11 protein-coding genes and 1 tRNA gene are annotated in these 15,248 nt (G+C 66.4%); 8 read left to right on the top strand and 4 right to left on the bottom strand.

Annotated elements, in window-relative coordinates:
• Positions 1 to 30: 30 nt before the first annotated feature.
• Positions 31 to 2,652: a UvrD-helicase domain-containing protein gene (locus ACH82I_RS04925; RefSeq protein WP_413335900.1), complete on the bottom strand. Its 2,622-nt coding sequence runs from the start codon at positions 2,650 to 2,652 to the stop codon at positions 31 to 33.
• A 126-nt stretch (positions 2,653 to 2,778) separates the two neighbouring features.
• Positions 2,779 to 3,240, bottom strand: coding sequence for a hypothetical protein (locus ACH82I_RS04920; RefSeq protein WP_413335898.1), 462 nt, complete (start codon positions 3,238 to 3,240; stop codon positions 2,779 to 2,781).
• A 63-nt stretch (positions 3,241 to 3,303) separates the two neighbouring features.
• On the opposite strand from ACH82I_RS04920, the gene ACH82I_RS04915 reads away from it, so the two are divergent.
• The 6 genes from ACH82I_RS04915 to pth all read left to right on the top strand — a co-directional run bounded on the left by ACH82I_RS04915 (position 3,304) and on the right by pth (position 8,580).
• A tRNA-Gln gene (locus ACH82I_RS04915) sits at positions 3,304 to 3,375 on the top strand.
• 32 nt (positions 3,376 to 3,407) lie between these two features.
• Positions 3,408 to 4,865, top strand: coding sequence for a bifunctional UDP-N-acetylglucosamine diphosphorylase/glucosamine-1-phosphate N-acetyltransferase GlmU (gene glmU, locus ACH82I_RS04910; protein WP_413335896.1), 1,458 nt, complete (start codon positions 3,408 to 3,410; stop codon positions 4,863 to 4,865).
• Complete coding sequence (locus ACH82I_RS04905) at positions 4,858 to 5,829, top strand: ribose-phosphate diphosphokinase (RefSeq protein ID WP_230743440.1); 972 nt, start codon at positions 4,858 to 4,860, stop codon at positions 5,827 to 5,829. The genes glmU and ACH82I_RS04905 overlap by 8 nt, the downstream gene beginning before the upstream one ends.
• A gap of 190 nt (positions 5,830 to 6,019) precedes the next feature.
• Positions 6,020 to 7,027 (top strand): alpha/beta hydrolase, encoded by a 1,008-nt coding sequence (locus tag ACH82I_RS04900; RefSeq protein WP_413335894.1) that lies wholly within the window; start codon positions 6,020 to 6,022, stop codon positions 7,025 to 7,027.
• A 161-nt stretch (positions 7,028 to 7,188) separates the two neighbouring features.
• Positions 7,189 to 7,848, top strand: coding sequence for a 50S ribosomal protein L25/general stress protein Ctc (locus tag ACH82I_RS04895; RefSeq protein ID WP_413335893.1), 660 nt, complete (start codon positions 7,189 to 7,191; stop codon positions 7,846 to 7,848).
• Between the two features lie 132 nt (positions 7,849 to 7,980).
• On the top strand, positions 7,981 to 8,580 hold the full coding sequence (gene pth / locus ACH82I_RS04890; protein WP_230743443.1) for an aminoacyl-tRNA hydrolase: 600 nt from the start codon (positions 7,981 to 7,983) through the stop codon (positions 8,578 to 8,580).
• A gap of 37 nt (positions 8,581 to 8,617) precedes the next feature.
• Here the strand turns inward: pth and ACH82I_RS04885 are convergent, their stop codons facing one another.
• Both ACH82I_RS04885 and ACH82I_RS04880 read right to left on the bottom strand, forming a co-directional pair.
• Entirely contained in the window at positions 8,618 to 9,319 is a 702-nt protein-coding gene (locus tag ACH82I_RS04885) for a rhomboid family intramembrane serine protease (RefSeq protein WP_413335890.1), read from the bottom strand.
• Positions 9,320 to 9,558: 239 nt separating this feature from the next.
• Positions 9,559 to 11,037 (bottom strand): arylsulfotransferase family protein, encoded by a 1,479-nt coding sequence (locus ACH82I_RS04880; protein WP_413335888.1) that lies wholly within the window; start codon positions 11,035 to 11,037, stop codon positions 9,559 to 9,561.
• A 115-nt stretch (positions 11,038 to 11,152) separates the two neighbouring features.
• On the opposite strand from ACH82I_RS04880, the gene mfd reads away from it, so the two are divergent.
• Positions 11,153 to 14,749 carry a transcription-repair coupling factor gene (mfd, locus tag ACH82I_RS04875; protein WP_413335885.1) on the top strand — a complete coding sequence of 1,199 codons (3,597 nt, stop codon included), beginning with the start codon at positions 11,153 to 11,155 and terminating at the stop codon, positions 14,747 to 14,749.
• Between the two features lie 192 nt (positions 14,750 to 14,941).
• The gene (locus tag ACH82I_RS04870) at positions 14,942 to 15,136 is read left to right on the top strand and encodes a CsbD family protein (protein ID WP_230743447.1); all 195 of its coding nucleotides are present in this window, start codon (positions 14,942 to 14,944) and stop codon (positions 15,134 to 15,136) included.
• Positions 15,137 to 15,248 lie beyond the last annotated feature (112 nt).

The raw sequence follows: 15,248 nt of genomic DNA, 5'->3' as shown, positions 1-15,248 counted from the left end.
CCGGGTCCGACCGCGTGGCCGAACTGTGTCTCAGCCGAGCTTCTCGATCGGAGCGTAGCGCAGCAGGAGCCGCTTCGACCCCAGGGAACCGAAGTCGACGACCGCAACCGTCTTGTCGCCGACACCGTTGACCTCAGTGACCGTGCCGAGACCGAACGATTCGTGGGAGACCTTCTCGCCCACCGCGACCGTGATGACTTCCCGATTCGGTCGAATGCGATTCGGGAAGCCGGCGACAGGACCGGAGGACGATGAGGTCGACCTGGACCGGGAGGACCCACCGAAGCCGCGCGAGGAACCACTACGGGAGGAACCGAAACCGCCCGACCCGGATCCGTAGCCGCCGCCTCCGTAACCTGATGAGCCGTAGCCGCCGGAGGAGAATCCCGAGCCCAGGGCAGAGGAGAAGCTGCCGGTGTTCTCCCACTCGATGAGGTTCTCGGGAATCTCCGCGAGGAATCTGCTCGGCGGGTTGTACTGCGGCTGACCCCACATGCTGCGAGTCTCCGCGCGCGAGACCAGCAGGCGCTGACGAGCACGCGTGAGGCCGACATAGGCGAGTCGGCGTTCCTCCGAGAGCTCATTGGGATTTTCGAAGGAGCGGGCGTGCGGGAAGCCGCCGTCCTCGAGTCCGGTGAGGAAGACGACCGGGAACTCGAGTCCCTTGGCCGTATGCAGGGTCATGAGCGTGACCTGGCCGAGTTCCGCGTCGGGAATCTGGTCCGTGTCCGAGGCCAGAGCCACCTGCTCGAGGAACTGCTCGATCGAGGCCGCTCCGGCTCCCGGGGCAGGACCATCCGCAGTCTCGGCCTCGGTGGCTGCTTCGTCGGTCGCGGGCACGGACTCCGTGCGATCTTCGCTCGCGGCATCCTCGGCGGGCACCTCTGCGGACGCATCGGCAGCGACCACCTCGGCGACGGCCGATTCCGACGTCGACTCACCCTCTGCCGGTCCGCCCTCCGTCGGCTCACCCTCGGCCGTCTCGGCCTCCGCCTCGGTGGCGGCGAGCTCCTGGGTGGCCACGAAATCTTCGGCCACGGCGACGAGCTCGGCGAGGTTGTCCACCCGGGACTCATCCTGCGGGTCGGTGCTCTTCTGCAGGGACTCGAGGTAGCCGCTCTGTTCGAGGATCGCCTCGATGACACGTGAGAGCGGCGCAGCCTCGGCGGTGGTGGCCAGATCCTGCATGAGGTCGTAGAACTTCGCGACCGAGCTCGCCGCCCGCGAACTCAGGTGCGCGATCTCATCGAGGCGCCCCAGCGCGGTGTAGAAGCTGATGCCCTCGCGTTCGGCGAAGTCGGCGATGATGCCCTCGGTGCGGTCGCCGATCGAGCGTTTGGGGACGTTGAGGATCCGGCGCAGGTTCACATCGTCATCGGGATTGGCCACCACGCGCAGGTAGGCGAGGGCGTCCTTGATCTCCTTGCGCTCGTAGAAGCGCGTGCCGCCGACGACCTTGTACGGGATGCCCGAGCGCACCAAGGCGTCCTCGATGGCACGGGACTGCGCGTTCGTGCGATAGAAGACGGCGAAGTCCCCGTAGGTGTACTTCTCCTCGTCGATGAGGTCATCGATGCGATCGACGATGAAGCGGGCCTCGGCCTGCTCGTTCTCGGCCACCCAGCCGATGATCGGACGTCCCGAGCCCTCGGAGGTCCACAGCTTCTTCTCCCTGCGGTCCTCGTTGTTCGCGATCACCGCGTTCGCGGCGTCGAGGATGTTCTGCGTCGACCGATAGTTCTGCTCGAGCAAGATCGTCTCTGCGTCCGGGAAGTCCTTCTCGAACTCGACGATATTGCGCACCGTTGCCCCACGGAATGCGTAGATCGACTGGTCGGCATCGCCGACGACCGTCAGCTCCGCACCGGAGGGACCACCTGCACCGTCACCGGCCAGGGCCCGGATCAGCGCATACTGGGCCGGGTTCGTGTCCTGGTACTCGTCGACGAGGATGTGGCGGAAGCGACGACGGTAGGAATCGGCCACCTCGGGGAAGGCCCCGAAGAGGTGAACGGTCTCGGCGATGAGGTCGTCGAAGTCGAAGGCGTTGGCCAGGCGCAGCCGAGAGGTATAGCGCTTGAACACATCGGCCAGCACTTCGTCAGCGGGATTGTTCGGGCGCGGCGAGAAGTCGTCGGGGGTCTGCAGATCGTTCTTGAGGTTGGAGATCCGGTGCAGCATCGCCCGCGGCGCGTACTTCTTGGTGTCGAGGCCGAGCTCCTTGAGGATCTGCGAGACCAGGCGCTGCGCGTCCTGGGCGTCGTAGATTGTGAAGTTCGACTTCATGCCCAGGACCTTCGCCTCGCGGCGCAGGATCCGCACGCACGAGGAGTGGAAGGTCGAGACCCACATGGCCCGGGAGGCCGGTCCGACGATGGTGCTGACGCGTTCGGCCATCTCCTTGGCCGCCTTGTTCGTGAAGGTGATCGCCAGCATCTCTCCGGGGTGCGCGCGGCCGGTGGCCAGGGCATAGGCGATGCGGCGGGTGAGGACCGTGGTCTTGCCCGATCCGGCACCGGCGACGATGAGCAGGGGAGACCCGGTGTGGATTACGGCCTCCCGCTGCCTGGGATTGAGTCCGGTGAGGAGTTCTGCCGTGCGGGAGTCGGCTCCGGCGGCGGCCTTGGCGAGGTGTTCAGCTGCAGCAGTCATGTCGGGGACAACGATACCGTTTGCTGCTGACACGACACGATCCCGCCGTCCCTCCGCACTCCCAAACACAGGTGACGGCGGCCCAGCACCCTGGCGCGAGGTTGCTGGGCCGCCGTCGGGTAGTACTCAGCGGAGGAAGACGGCGATGAGGACGTTGAGGACGGCGAAGGAGAAGGTCAGGTGCGCCAGTCTCGCCGAGGGGTTGGTCACGGACGCAGGAGCGATGGTCTGAGTCGCTGGTCCCGCTGGTCCCGCTGGTCCGGCGGGCCCCGCCGGTCCTGCGGTCGACACCGTCTGGCCGGGTGTGAGCTGCTCGGTGGCCTCCTTCTCCTGCCGCCGACCGAGGAAGGCGAAGACGGTGACGAGGATCGCGATGACGAGTTTCAGCCCGATCTTGACATGGTCGACCTGCCCATCGCCCATCTCGGCGAGGGTGAGCAGGGCCAGTCCGGTGAGCAGCTGGAGGTAGGAGGCGTGGAGCATTCCCGCCAGCACTTTGGGGGACCGGATGACCGTGAAATACCCGCCGACGATGATCGCCATGCCGAGCAGATGCAGGATCAGCAGTATCTCCCGTAGAATTTCCATAGCGTTCATCGTAGTGGCATGATGGTGTCTCGTGAGCGCGGGCCCTGAACTGGTGCACGCTGTTCCGCCCTGGTGTAATGGCAGCACGCCGGCCTTTGGAGCCGTGCAGTATAGGTTCGAATCCTATGGGCGGAGCTGGCCCAATCCGACTTGCGAAGGATTCAACAATGTCGCAGACCCGACCCACCGCCGTCATCGTCCTGGCTGCGGGCCAAGGCACTCGAATGAAGTCGGCCCTTCCCAAGGTCATGCACCCCATCGGCGGACGGTCTCTGCTCCATCATGCGGTCGCCGCGGCCGCCGGCACCTCCCCGGAACACCTCGTCGTCGTCGTCCGCCACGAACGCGAACAGCTGGTCGCTCACCTCGACTCGCTGCCGGTCGCCTCGACGCGGACCGTGCTCATCGCCGACCAGGATGAGGTCCCCGGCACCGGGCGCGCAGCCGAATGCGCGCTCACGCAGCTGCCCGAGGACCTCTCCGGGACCGTGGTCGTGACCTACGGCGATGTGCCGCTGCTGACCGCGGAGACGATCAGCAGCCTCGTCGAGGTCCACGAATCCGCGCGCAATGCCGTCACCGTCCTGTCCGCCGAGGTGGACGAACCCACCGGATACGGCCGCATCGTCCGCGACGCCTCCGGTGCGCTGCTGCGCATCGTCGAGCAGAAGGACGCGAGCGAGGACGAACGCGCCATCCGCGAGATCAACTCCGGCATCTACGCCTTCGACGCCGCCGACCTCCGCGCCGGCCTGGCCTCTCTGACCACCGACAACGCGCAGGGCGAGAAGTACCTCACAGACGTCATCGGCCACTCCCGCGAAGCCGGACGCCCCGTCGCCGCAACCGCCACCGATGACCTGTGGCAGGTCGAAGGCGCCAACGACCGGGTCCAGCTGGCCAAGCTCGGCAAAGAACTCAACCGCCGCCAGTGCGAGAAGTTCATGCGCGCCGGAGTCTCCATCATCGACCCCGACACCACCTGGATCGACACCGACGTCGCCATCGGCCAGGACGTCACCATCCTGCCCGGCGTCCAACTCCTCGGGGCTACCGACATCGCCGCCGGTGCCGTCATCGGACCCGATTCGACGCTCAAGGACACCGAGGTGGGAGCCGGGGCACACGTCGTGCGCACCCATTCCGAACTCGCCGCCATCGGCCCCTCTGCCAACGTCGGACCCTTCGCCTACCTGCGACCGGGGACCAGCCTCGGCGAGGGCGGGAAGATCGGCACCTTCGTCGAGACGAAGAACTCCGAGATCGGCAAGGGCGCGAAGGTTCCGCACCTGTCCTACGTCGGCGATGCGGAGATCGGGGAGGGCTCGAACATCGGAGCCGCCTCGGTGTTCGTCAACTACGACGGCGTCAACAAGCACCGCACCGTCGTCGGCAAGCATGCACGCATGGGGTCGGACAATATGTACGTCGCCCCAGTGACGGTGGGCGACGGCGCCTACTCGGGTGCGAGCACCACGGTGCGCAAAGATGTCCCTGCAGGAGCGCTCGCCATCACCGTGGCGCCACAGCGCAACCTGGAGGGCTGGGTCAAGGCCAACCGTCCCGGCACGCCTGCAGCGCAGGCCGCCGAGGCCGCAACCGAAGGGGAACCGGCAAGTGAATGAGATTACGACGGCGGGCGAGAAGAAGCTCGTCCTGGTCAGCGGGCGCGCGAACGCCGAACTCGCTGAACAAGTCGCAGAGAACCTGGGGACCGAGCTCCTCCCCACCGACATCTACAACTTCGCCAACGGCGAGATCTATGTCCGGTTCTCCGAATCGGTCCGCGGCTGCGACGTCTTCGTCCTGCAGTCGCACAGCGCACCCATCAACGAATGGCTGATGGAGCAGCTGATCATGGTCGACGCCCTCAAGCGCGCCTCGGCCAAGCGGATCACCGTCATCGCCCCGTTCTTCCCCTACGCCCGGCAGGACAAGAAGCACCGCGGACGCGAGCCCATCTCCGCCCGTCTCGTCGCCGACCTCTACAAGACCGCCGGTGCCGACCGCATCATCACCGTCGATCTGCACACCGCGCAGATCCAGGGCTACTTCGACGGCCCGGTCGACCACCTCATCGCGATGCCGATCCTCGCCGGCTACGTCAAGGACAAGTATCCGACCGACCTCGCCGTCGTCTCACCCGACGCCGGCCGCATCAAGGTCGCGGAGAACTGGTCGAATGCCCTCGGCGGGGTCCCGCTGGCCTTCATCCACAAGACTCGCGACATCACCCGGCCCAACGAAACCAAGGCCAATCGCGTCGTCGGTGAGGTTGAGGGGCGGATGTGCGTGCTCGTCGATGACATGATCGACACCGGCGGCACCATCGTCCAGGCCGCCGACGCCTGCATGGCCGCCGGGGCCACCGGCGTCATCGTCGTCTCGACCCACGCGGTGTTCTCCGGGCCCGCCGTCGAACGCCTGTCGAACTCCGTGGCGCAGGAGGTCATCGTCACCAACACGCTGCCGCTGACCGAGGACAAGATGTTCGACAAGCTCACCGTGCTCTCGATCGCGCCGCTCATCGCCCGCGCCGTGCATGAGGTCTTCGAGGACGGATCGGTCACCAGCCTCTTCGAGGTCTGAGCCGATACGGTCCGGGCGGGCTCGGTCTGAACTGACCGTGTCTGAACCGACCAGATCCGAACCGACCAGATCCGAACTGACCCGATCTGAACCGCGGAGGCCCGACCGGCCCTCTGACGAACCCCGAACCGCACCTGCGGTTCGGGGTTCGTTCTACACTGGAGGCAACCGAGCGAAGGGAACCGCGACGATGTCGTCTCACGATTACAACCGGTACCGCGTCGACGTGACCGGCGGGCAGCTGTCCGTCGGGGTCTGGGAGCCGATGGCCGCCGAACCCGGGCGCGTGCCCACGGTGTGCGTCATCCACGGCATCACCTCGAACCATCTGTTCTTCGCCGGACTTGTCTCCGCCCTGCCCGGGGTGCGCATCATCGGCCCCGACCTGCGCGGGCGTGCGGACTCCCGGCTGCTGCCCGGCCCCTACGGCATGGCCGTCCATGCCGCGGATGTCCGTGCCGCCGTCGACGCCTTCGCCCCCGAAGGGCCGGTGACCCTCGTCGGGCACTCCATGGGCGGATTCGTGGCGATGACCGTGGCCGGCACCGCGGCGGATGCGGAATCCTCCGCCGAGGCGGCCCGTCGTTTTCGCGGACCCGTGCTCATCGACGGCGGACTTCCCCTGCCCGTTGCCGATGCGCACGGTGATCCGCTCGATGATCTCAATGATGAGGAGCTCGACACCGACGACCTCATCGCGGCCGTGCTCGGCCCGGCCGCGGAGCGTCTGGCGATGAGCTTCGCCAGCGTCGAGGAGTACCTCGCCTTCTTCGCCGCCCACCCGGCCTTCGTCGACGGACTCGACACCGTCGCCACGGAGAGCTTCGTCTACGACCTCGCGGCCAAGGACGACCACAGCTTCCAACCCTCGACCTCGATCGAGGCGATGCAGTCCGACTCGGCCGATATGTACGCAGGACAGGACTACGTGCAGGCGCTCGAGACGGTGATGGGCGATGAGCGCAGGCAGGCCGAGGTCACCTTCCTGTTCGCCGAGCGGGATCTCGTCGCCGCCGAACCGGGGCTCTACCCTCCCGAACTGGTCGCAGACTACACGGCGAGGTGGCCGGAGATGAGCGTCATCGACGTTCCGGGCACTAACCACTACGACATACTGCTCACCGAGACCGGCCTCGAAGCCTGCGCCGAAGCGGTGACCGGCCGAATTGGAAGCGGCGAGGACTCTGCCGTAGACTGAGCTGGTTGCCTCGGCGAGGGAGACTCCTGTCTCCGTGATCGACGCGGTCCTGACCCACGCAGCTGCGCGGCCCGAACACGGGCCGATGAACGCAGCCTTCCGTGCGGATGGTGGCTGTTTCGCCGTGGTGCTGATGAATACCTCACCACGAAGGAGAGAAAATGGCTGACTTCAAACTCATCGCCGAACCCCGTGACGAATTCGGCAAGGGCGCTGCCCGCCGCATCCGTCGTTCCGGACGCATCCCCGCGGTCGTCTACGGCCACGGCGGAGATCCCGTCCATATCTCGCTCGAAGGCCACGCCACCATGATGGCCCTCAAGCACGCCAACGCCCTGCTCGAGATCGAGAGCACCGACGGCTCGAAGAACGTGCTGGCCATCGCCCGCGACGTGCAGATCGAGCCCGTCCGCCGCGAGATCGAACACCTCGACCTCATCATCGTCAAGCGCGGTGAGAAGATCGAGGTCGACGTGCCCGTCCACGTCATCGGCGAAGCCGCTCCGGGAACCATGGTCTCCCAGGAGGAGTCGACCGTCGCCATCCTGGCCGATGCGACCAAGCTGCCCGAGCTCATCGAGGTCACCGTCGAAGGTCGTCCCGCAGGCGAGCACCTGCTCGCCGGTCAGATCGAACTGCCCGCCGGTGTCGAACTCGTCGCCGATCCCGAGCTGCTCGTCGTCAACGTCTCCGAAGAGGCCGAGATGGACACCGAGTCCGATGCGGATGAGACCGACGAAGAGACCGCAGAGGGCGAAGAGACCGCAGGCGAGTCGTCGGAAGGCGACTCCGAAGGAGATGAGTCCTCCGACGAGGAGTGATCTCACTCATCTGCTCCCGCGCATCGGCTGCGCCGATGTGGGGGACGCAGCCTGAGTCGAGAGTTCGGTGGGTCGTTGAGTCAACGGCCCACCGAACTTGTTCCACAAGCATACGAGGAGTGAAGGACGGCGATGACGAACGAAGCCTGGCTGGTGTTCGGTCTGGGCAATCCGGGCCCGAAGTACGAATCGACCCGCCACAACATCGGGCAGATGGTCGTTGCCGAACTCGCTCACCGCATCGGAGTCACCCTCACCCGCACGAAGCTGCGCTCGAACGTCGGCACCAGCCGGCTGCCGACCGGCACAGTGCCCGGTCTGCCCGGACCGCGGGTGGTGCTCGGCACGTCGACGGGGTATATGAACGAGTCGGGCGGACCGGTCAGACAGCTCGCCGACTTCTACTCGATCGCACCCGAGCGCATCATCGCCGTCCATGACGACGTCGACATCCCCTTCGACACGATCAAGGCGAAGCGCGGCGGGGGAGAGGGCGGCCACAACGGACTGCGCTCGATGACCTCGGTGCTGGGGACGAAGGACTATCTGCGCATCCGCGCCGGGGTGGGGCGACCGGTCGGTCGGCAGGACACCGCCGACTACGTGCTCAAACCCTTCTCCAAGGACGAACGGACCACGCTGCCGATCTTCGTCTCGGATCTCGCCGACGCCGTCGAGATGCTCATCAACGAGGGCCTCGAGGCGGTCCAACAGCGATTTCACTCGCGCTGAGACAGGCGCGGGGAACGGCTGACCGAGCCCGCGATCGTCACTTCTTCGTCGCGGCGAGCTCCGGGCGCCTGCGGTGGAGCAGCCACGCGGCGAAGACGCCGCCGGCGAAGCCGAACAGGTGGCCCTGCCAGGAGATGCCGTCGCCCTGCGGGAGCATCCCGAAGACCATCGAGGCGCCGTAGGTGACGAAGACGATGAGGCCGATCGCGAAGTAGATGATCTTGCGGATGACGTCATCGGTGAACCAGGTGCGTACGGCGAGGTAGCCGAAGAACCCGAACACGATGCCCGAGGCGCCGATGATGTGATGTCCGGGCCAGGTCGTCAGCCACGCGCCGAGGCCGGAGGCCAGTGCGGTGATGCCGGTGACCAGCCAGAATCTGCGGGCGCCTTCGAAGGCGATGAACAGTCCGAGGACGAGGAACGGGAACGTGTTGGCCATGAGGTGGCCGAAGTCCGAATGCAGCAGCGGCGAGGTGACGAGGCCGTAGAGCGAGAGCGGGTTCCACGACTGCAGGCTGAGGACATCGAGGTCGGCGGGCAGGATCGCATCGACGATCTCGACGACCCACATGATCGCCAACAGCACGATGACCGGGACGAAGCGTGAGAGGTGATGGTTGCGGTCGACGGTGGTGCGCAGCTGTGCGACCTGCGGTGATTCCGAGGAGGGGGATTCGGTGCCGAAGAGGAACTGGGATTCCGCTGCGGAGAAGCGATGGGACTGTTTGGAACTCATGGTCCAATTGTGGGTCATGAAGATTGGAGAACCCCGAAAAACCGGGGGTGCCGGACAATCGTGACCGATCCGTTAACCCTGTTACAGACTCGAGATGTTCGGGCCTGCGCACCCCTGAACCGCCGTTCGTGAGCGCAGAGAATCACCCGCACCCGGTCAGATCGAACCGACCGCACCCGGTCGGATCGATTCGGTCGTTCCCGGGTCGGATCGATTCTGTCGATCCCGCTCGGATCGGATCAGCCGTTTCCGGGCCGCACCCGAGTAGAGCCGAGCGTCTCGCCGTCGTCATCGAGGGCCTCGACGATGATCCGCGATCCTTCCGGTTCGACATCGGCGGCGGTCTCGAAGCCCTGACGGTCGACGACGGCCGTCTCATTCAGATTCTCTTCGTCATCGCCGCTGAGGATCCGCCAGGCCGCCACGTCCGTGGCACCGTTCCAGCTCATGTGGATCCGCGTCACTCCCGCCTCGGGCTCGGACTTCGTCGCCGTCGGCGGTGCCGTGGGCCTGCCGTGCCAGTCGAAGCGGTAGGCCCGGTAGTTCGACCCGCCGGTGAAGGTGAGATCTGAGAGCAGCTGCCCGTCCTTCGTGAACTCCGAGACGTAGGGCTGCGAACCCCACCCGACGACGACATTGCCGTTGTCGAGTTCCTGCAGATTTCCCTGACTGCCCGAGGACCGGTCGTCGGGGGCCGGATACTCGGTGACCACCTCGGCGCGTCTGCTCTTCTCATCCACGTCGAGTCGCAGACCCCTGGTGTCCCCGAGACGCGGAGCCGCATGATTGTCGAACAGGGTCAGGGTCCCGTCGTCCTGACGTTGGGCATCGTGCTGCCAGGCGAAGGTCGCACCCTCGCTCATCTCGAAGTCCGTGGCCTTGCCGCCGAGGACCCAGTTGAGATCGGCCGACTCCCGGTCGAGCTGGTACACGGCATGGGTGTTGCGGGCGGAGACGAGGAGGGACTTCCCACCGTCGTCGTCGGACACGGAATTGAGGTGGATGTAGTCGAAGGGTTCCTCCTCAGTGCCTTCCCCGTCCTTGAGTGGGGCCTCCGACTGATCGACGGGAACGTCGCCGAGCGAGCGCCATTCGAAGAGGGGCTTTCCGGTCTCGATGTCGACCTCCTGGACCACACCTTCCCAGACCCAGCCGTCGGTGGCCCCGCCGACAGAGCTGAGATCGGTCTGCGTCTTGATATAGGAGAGCAGGAGCATCGTGTCGTCGTCGGTGATCGTCGTCTCGTGCAGATCGGAGGTGTCCGTGGGCAGCTGACCGCCCATGCCGACGCGGGCGATCTCCTGATAGCTGTCGTCGAGCACGACGACCTCCCCGGCCGTGTGAGGGGTCTCCGCCAGACCCTCCCACCAGGTGAGCACCGGCTCATCCTGGTACTCCTGGACCCGCAGGTCCCACATCTGTCCGGAGTTCCCGCGGATCCAGAGGGGGTCGCCCGCGGAATCGAGGATGAGCCCGCCGACCCAGGAGGTGTCATCGGCGTCGGTCTGACCCTTCGGGGCGATGAAGGTCTCGAGCTCCTCGTCGTCGGACGGCATGGTCGTCGAGTCGATATCGACCTTCGGCGGGTCGAGCTCAGGGCGGGTGTGGAAGTCCCAGCGTTCGGCGACAGCGACCTCGTCATCGCCCTCGGCGGTGCACCCGGACAGCAGCAGCGCCGTCGCGGCCAAGCCCGCAAGGACGGTTCTCGTTGTGACCATGGTCTCATCCTCACACGTTTCGCTCCCGGCTTAGAGTCCAGTACCCGCCCTCCCGCGCCGAGGTGGTCCGCCTTTGCCGCGCCTGCGCGGTGTCCGTGCCGTGGACTAGAATCGTGTGGTGCTCAACGGACTCGATCTCACACGCCGCAATCCGACCATCACCCGCCTCGTCGAAGCATTCAACGATGCGAGCACGACCGGCGGAACGATCGACGCGATCAAGGGCCTGTGGCCTTCGATCCTGCGCCGCACCGTCCTGGCCGGTGCCGAAGGGCAGGCCTCCTCGGCGCCTCAGCTCATCGTCACCGCGACCACGCGAGAGGCCGAGGACCTTGCCGCGTCCCTGGCCGACTGGGTTCCGGAGTCGACGATCGCGGTCTTCCCCAGCTGGGAGACCCTGCCGCACGAGAAGCTGTCCCCGCGGTCGGACACGGTGGGCCAGCGCCTTGAGATCCTCCGCCGCCTGGCCCATCCCGTTCCGGGCCGGGAGCTGACATTCATCATCGCGCCGGTGCGCGCCTTCCTCCAGCCGCTGGCCAAAGGCCTCGGGGACATCGAACCGGTGGAGCTGGCCGTCGGTGACGACTGCGAGATCGAGGGCCTCGCGCAACGGCTGACCGAACTCGCCTACTCCCGCGTCGACATGGTCTCGCGCCGAGGGGAGTTCGCGGTGCGCGGCGGCATCGTCGACATCTTCCCGACCACGGCCGATCACGCCCTGCGCATCGAGTTCTTCGGCGACGAGGTCGATGAGATCCGCGAATTCTCCGTCAGCGATCAGCGTTCGATCCCCGCCGAGGAGGGTGATCGACCCCTGCAGCTTTCGGCCCCGCCCTGCCGGGAGCTGCTGCTGACCGAGTCCGTGCGGCAGCGCGCGGCCGATCTGGCCCCGAGCCTGCCGGCGGCGGCCGACATGCTCGAGAAGATCGCCGGCGGCATCGCCGTCGAAGGCATGGAGTCCCTGTCCGCCGTGCTCGCCGACGGTATGGAGCCGATGATCGCCTTGCTGCCGGCGGCGACGAAGATCATCGTCACCGAGCCCGAACGCGTCGAAGCCCGCGCGGCCGATCTCGTCGAGACCACGAACGAGTTCCTCGAGGCCGCCTGGTCGGGCGCCGCGGGCGGGGGAGAGACTCCGATCGACCTCTCGGCGGCGACTTTCCGCACCTTGGCCGAGATGGAGGAGGGGGCCGGCCTGATCGGTCTGGCCTGGTGGCGCCTCGGCGGCTTCGCCACCGATGAGGAGCTCGTCTCGCCGACCGAGAATGTCTTCGCGATCCCCGCACGAGCCCCGAAGGGCTACGCAGGAGACGTCGAGGCGATCCTCGCCGATGTCAAAGGCCTCGTCCACGAGAAGTGGCGCATCCTCGTCCTCACCGAGGGTCAGGGTCCGGGACGCCGCATGGTCGAGGTGTTCTCCGAAGCCGGAGTGCCCGCGACCTTCGTCGACGATCCCACCGACCTCCCCGAGGCGCTGGTCACCGTGACTACGGCCGCGTCCTTCGGCGGCTTCGTCTTCGACGACCTCCGACTCGCGGTGCTCACCGAAGCCGATGTGCTCGGCCGCGCGGCGGCCACTTCGACGCGGGACATGCGCCGACTGCCCACCCGGCGCAGGCGCAACCAGGTCGACCCGCTCAACCTCGCTCCCGGCGACTACGTCGTCCACGACCAGCACGGGGTCGGCAGATTCGTCGAGATGACCCAGCGGACCTCGGGTCGGGGTGCGGACAAGCACACCCGCGAATACCTCATCATCGAATACGCCCCGGCCAAGCGCGGCCAGCCCGGGGACCGCCTGTACGTGCCCAGCGACGCTCTCGACCAGGTCAGCCGCTATGTCGGCGGGGAGAGCCCGAGTCTGAACAAGATGGGCGGCGCCGACTGGCAGACGACGAAGGCCAAGGCGCGCAAGGCCGTCAAGGAGATCGCCGGCGAACTCGTCCGCCTCTACTCGGCACGTCAGGCCACGGTCGGCCACACCTACGGCCCCGACACTCCCTGGCAGCGGGAGCTCGAGGACGCCTTCCACTATGTGGAGACCGCCGACCAGCTCACGACCATCGACGAGGTCAAATCCGATATGGAGAAGCCGGTCCCGATGGACCGACTGATCTGCGGCGACGTCGGCTACGGCAAGACCGAGATCGCGGTTCGGGCGGCCTTCAAGGCGATCCAGGAGGGCAAGCAGGTGGCGGTGCTCGTGCCCACCACCCTGCTCGTCCAGCAGCACTATGAGACCTTCGCCGAACGCTATTCGGGGTTCCCAGTCACTGTGGGGGCGCTCTCACGCTTCCAGACCAAACAGGCCTCGGAGAAGGCCAAGGAGGATCTCGCGGCGGGCACCCTCGACCTTGTCATCGGCACCCACCGGCTGCTCAGCGGCGAGGTGCGGTTCAAGGATCTCGGGCTCGTCATCATCGATGAGGAGCAGCGCTTCGGCGTCGAGCACAAGGAGACGCTCAAGGCGCTGCGCACGAACGTCGACGTGCTCGCGATGTCGGCGACCCCGATCCCGCGCACCTTGGAGATGGCGGTGACCGGGATCCGTGAGATGTCGACCCTGGCGACTCCGCCCGAGGAGCGCCACCCGGTGCTGACCTATGTCGGTAAACGCGAGGACAAGCAGGTCAAGGCTGCGATCCGACGCGAACTCATGCGCGAGGGCCAGGTCTTCTACATCCACAACCGGGTCAGCGACATCGAGTCTGTGGCCGGCCACCTCGCCGAACTCGTTCCCGAGGCGCGGATCGCCATCGCCCACGGCAAGATGAACGAACACCGCCTCGAGCAGGTCATCGTCGACTTCTGGGAGAAGAAGTACGACGTGCTCGTGTGCACGACCATCGTCGAGACCGGCATCGACATCGCGAATGCGAACACGCTGATCATCGACCATGCCGACCGTTTCGGCCTCTCGCAGCTCCACCAGCTGCGCGGTCGGGTGGGACGCGGCCGGGAACGGGCCTATGCCTACTTCCTCTACCCGCCGGAGACGCAGCTGACCGAGACCGCCCACGATCGGCTGACGACCCTGGCCGCCCACACCGAGCTGGGTGCGGGCATGCAGGTGGCGATGAAGGACCTCGAGATCCGTGGGGCCGGCAACCTGCTGGGCGGTCAGCAGTCCGGACACATCGAAGGGGTCGGCTTCGACCTCTATGTCCGGCTCGTCGGTGAGGCGGTTGCGAAGTTCCGCGGCGAGGACACCGAGCCCGAAGCCGATATGCGCATCGAACTGCCCGTCGACGCTCACCTGCCCGCCGAGTACGTCGATCACGAGAGGCTGCGACTCGAGGCCTATCGGAAGCTTGCGGCGGCGGCGAACGAGCAGGAGCTGCAGGAGGTCCTTGACGAACTCGTCGACCGCTACGGTCCCTACCCGGAGCCGGTGGGCGTCCTCGCCGACGTCGCCCGGCTGCGGATCCGAGCGAAGGCCTCGGGCGTCAACGACATCGTCAGCCAAGGCAACTTCATTCGCTTCGGACCTCTCGAACTCGCCGATTCCCAGGTCGTGCGGCTCAAACGCCTGTACCCGAAGTCCCTGCTCAAACCCGCGATCCGGTCGGTGCTGGTGCCCAAGCCGAAGGCCGGCAGCGGTTTCGATGCGAAGGAGATGACGGACTCGGACATCCTGCGCTGGGCCCATCAGTTCCTCGACGCGATCGTGCCCGTCGTCGCCTCCGAGGCGGTCGAGGCCGGTTCGGAGTGACCGAGCGATCTCGACTCTCCTGAGGGTGGGCGGGCTCGACCGGCCGCTGCTGTGACCGCCACTGCGGTCGGCGGTCGCGGCGGTCTCTGAGAAGTCGATGGCTGTTCGCACGCGATTTCCCCCGGGCGTGCGTTCATGGCGTAGAGTGCGAAGCACGGGAAAATCCGCTCCATTCGACCAAGGAGATCTGCCATGGGCGTTGACGACAAGTTCGAGAACAAGGCCGAAGAGTTCGGCGGCAAGGCCAAGGAGACCGTCGGTGACGTCACCGGCGATGACGAGCTCAAGGCCGAAGGCGCGACCGATCAGCTCAAGGCCAAGGCCAAGGATGTCGGTGAGAAGGTCAAGGACTTCGGCGAAGACGTCAAGGACAAGTTCACCAAGTAATGAAGAAGTCGGCCCCCATCGCAGCTGCGATGGGGGCCCTTCTTGTCAGCGGACCGATGACCGGAGAGATTCGGGCGAAGTCGGTGATTCCGATGATTCCGGCGGTGTCGGA

The sequence above is a fragment of the Brevibacterium sp. GP-SGM9 genome, from assembly GCF_047300845.1.
Taxonomy (GTDB): domain Bacteria; phylum Actinomycetota; class Actinomycetes; order Actinomycetales; family Brevibacteriaceae; genus Brevibacterium.
Note: the sequence above shows the minus strand (reverse complement) of the source record. Positions and strands in the feature narration are given on the sequence as shown.

Excerpts from the sequence above, each read along its gene's own strand:
- ACH82I_RS04925 (WP_413335900.1), bottom strand. The coding sequence starts at position 2,652 with ATGACTGCTGCAGCTGAACACCTCGCCAAGGCCGCCGCCGGAGCCGAC.
- ACH82I_RS04920 (WP_413335898.1), bottom strand. The coding sequence starts at position 3,240 with ATGGAAATTCTACGGGAGATACTGCTGATCCTGCATCTGCTCGGCATG.
- glmU (WP_413335896.1), top strand. The coding sequence starts at position 3,408 with ATGTCGCAGACCCGACCCACCGCCGTCATCGTCCTGGCTGCGGGCCAA.
- ACH82I_RS04900 (WP_413335894.1), top strand. The coding sequence starts at position 6,020 with ATGTCGTCTCACGATTACAACCGGTACCGCGTCGACGTGACCGGCGGG.
- ACH82I_RS04895 (WP_413335893.1), top strand. The coding sequence starts at position 7,189 with ATGGCTGACTTCAAACTCATCGCCGAACCCCGTGACGAATTCGGCAAG.
- pth (WP_230743443.1), top strand. The coding sequence starts at position 7,981 with ATGACGAACGAAGCCTGGCTGGTGTTCGGTCTGGGCAATCCGGGCCCG.
- ACH82I_RS04885 (WP_413335890.1), bottom strand. The coding sequence starts at position 9,319 with ATGAGTTCCAAACAGTCCCATCGCTTCTCCGCAGCGGAATCCCAGTTC.
- ACH82I_RS04880 (WP_413335888.1), bottom strand. The coding sequence starts at position 11,037 with ATGGTCACAACGAGAACCGTCCTTGCGGGCTTGGCCGCGACGGCGCTG.
- ACH82I_RS04870 (WP_230743447.1), top strand. The coding sequence starts at position 14,942 with ATGGGCGTTGACGACAAGTTCGAGAACAAGGCCGAAGAGTTCGGCGGC.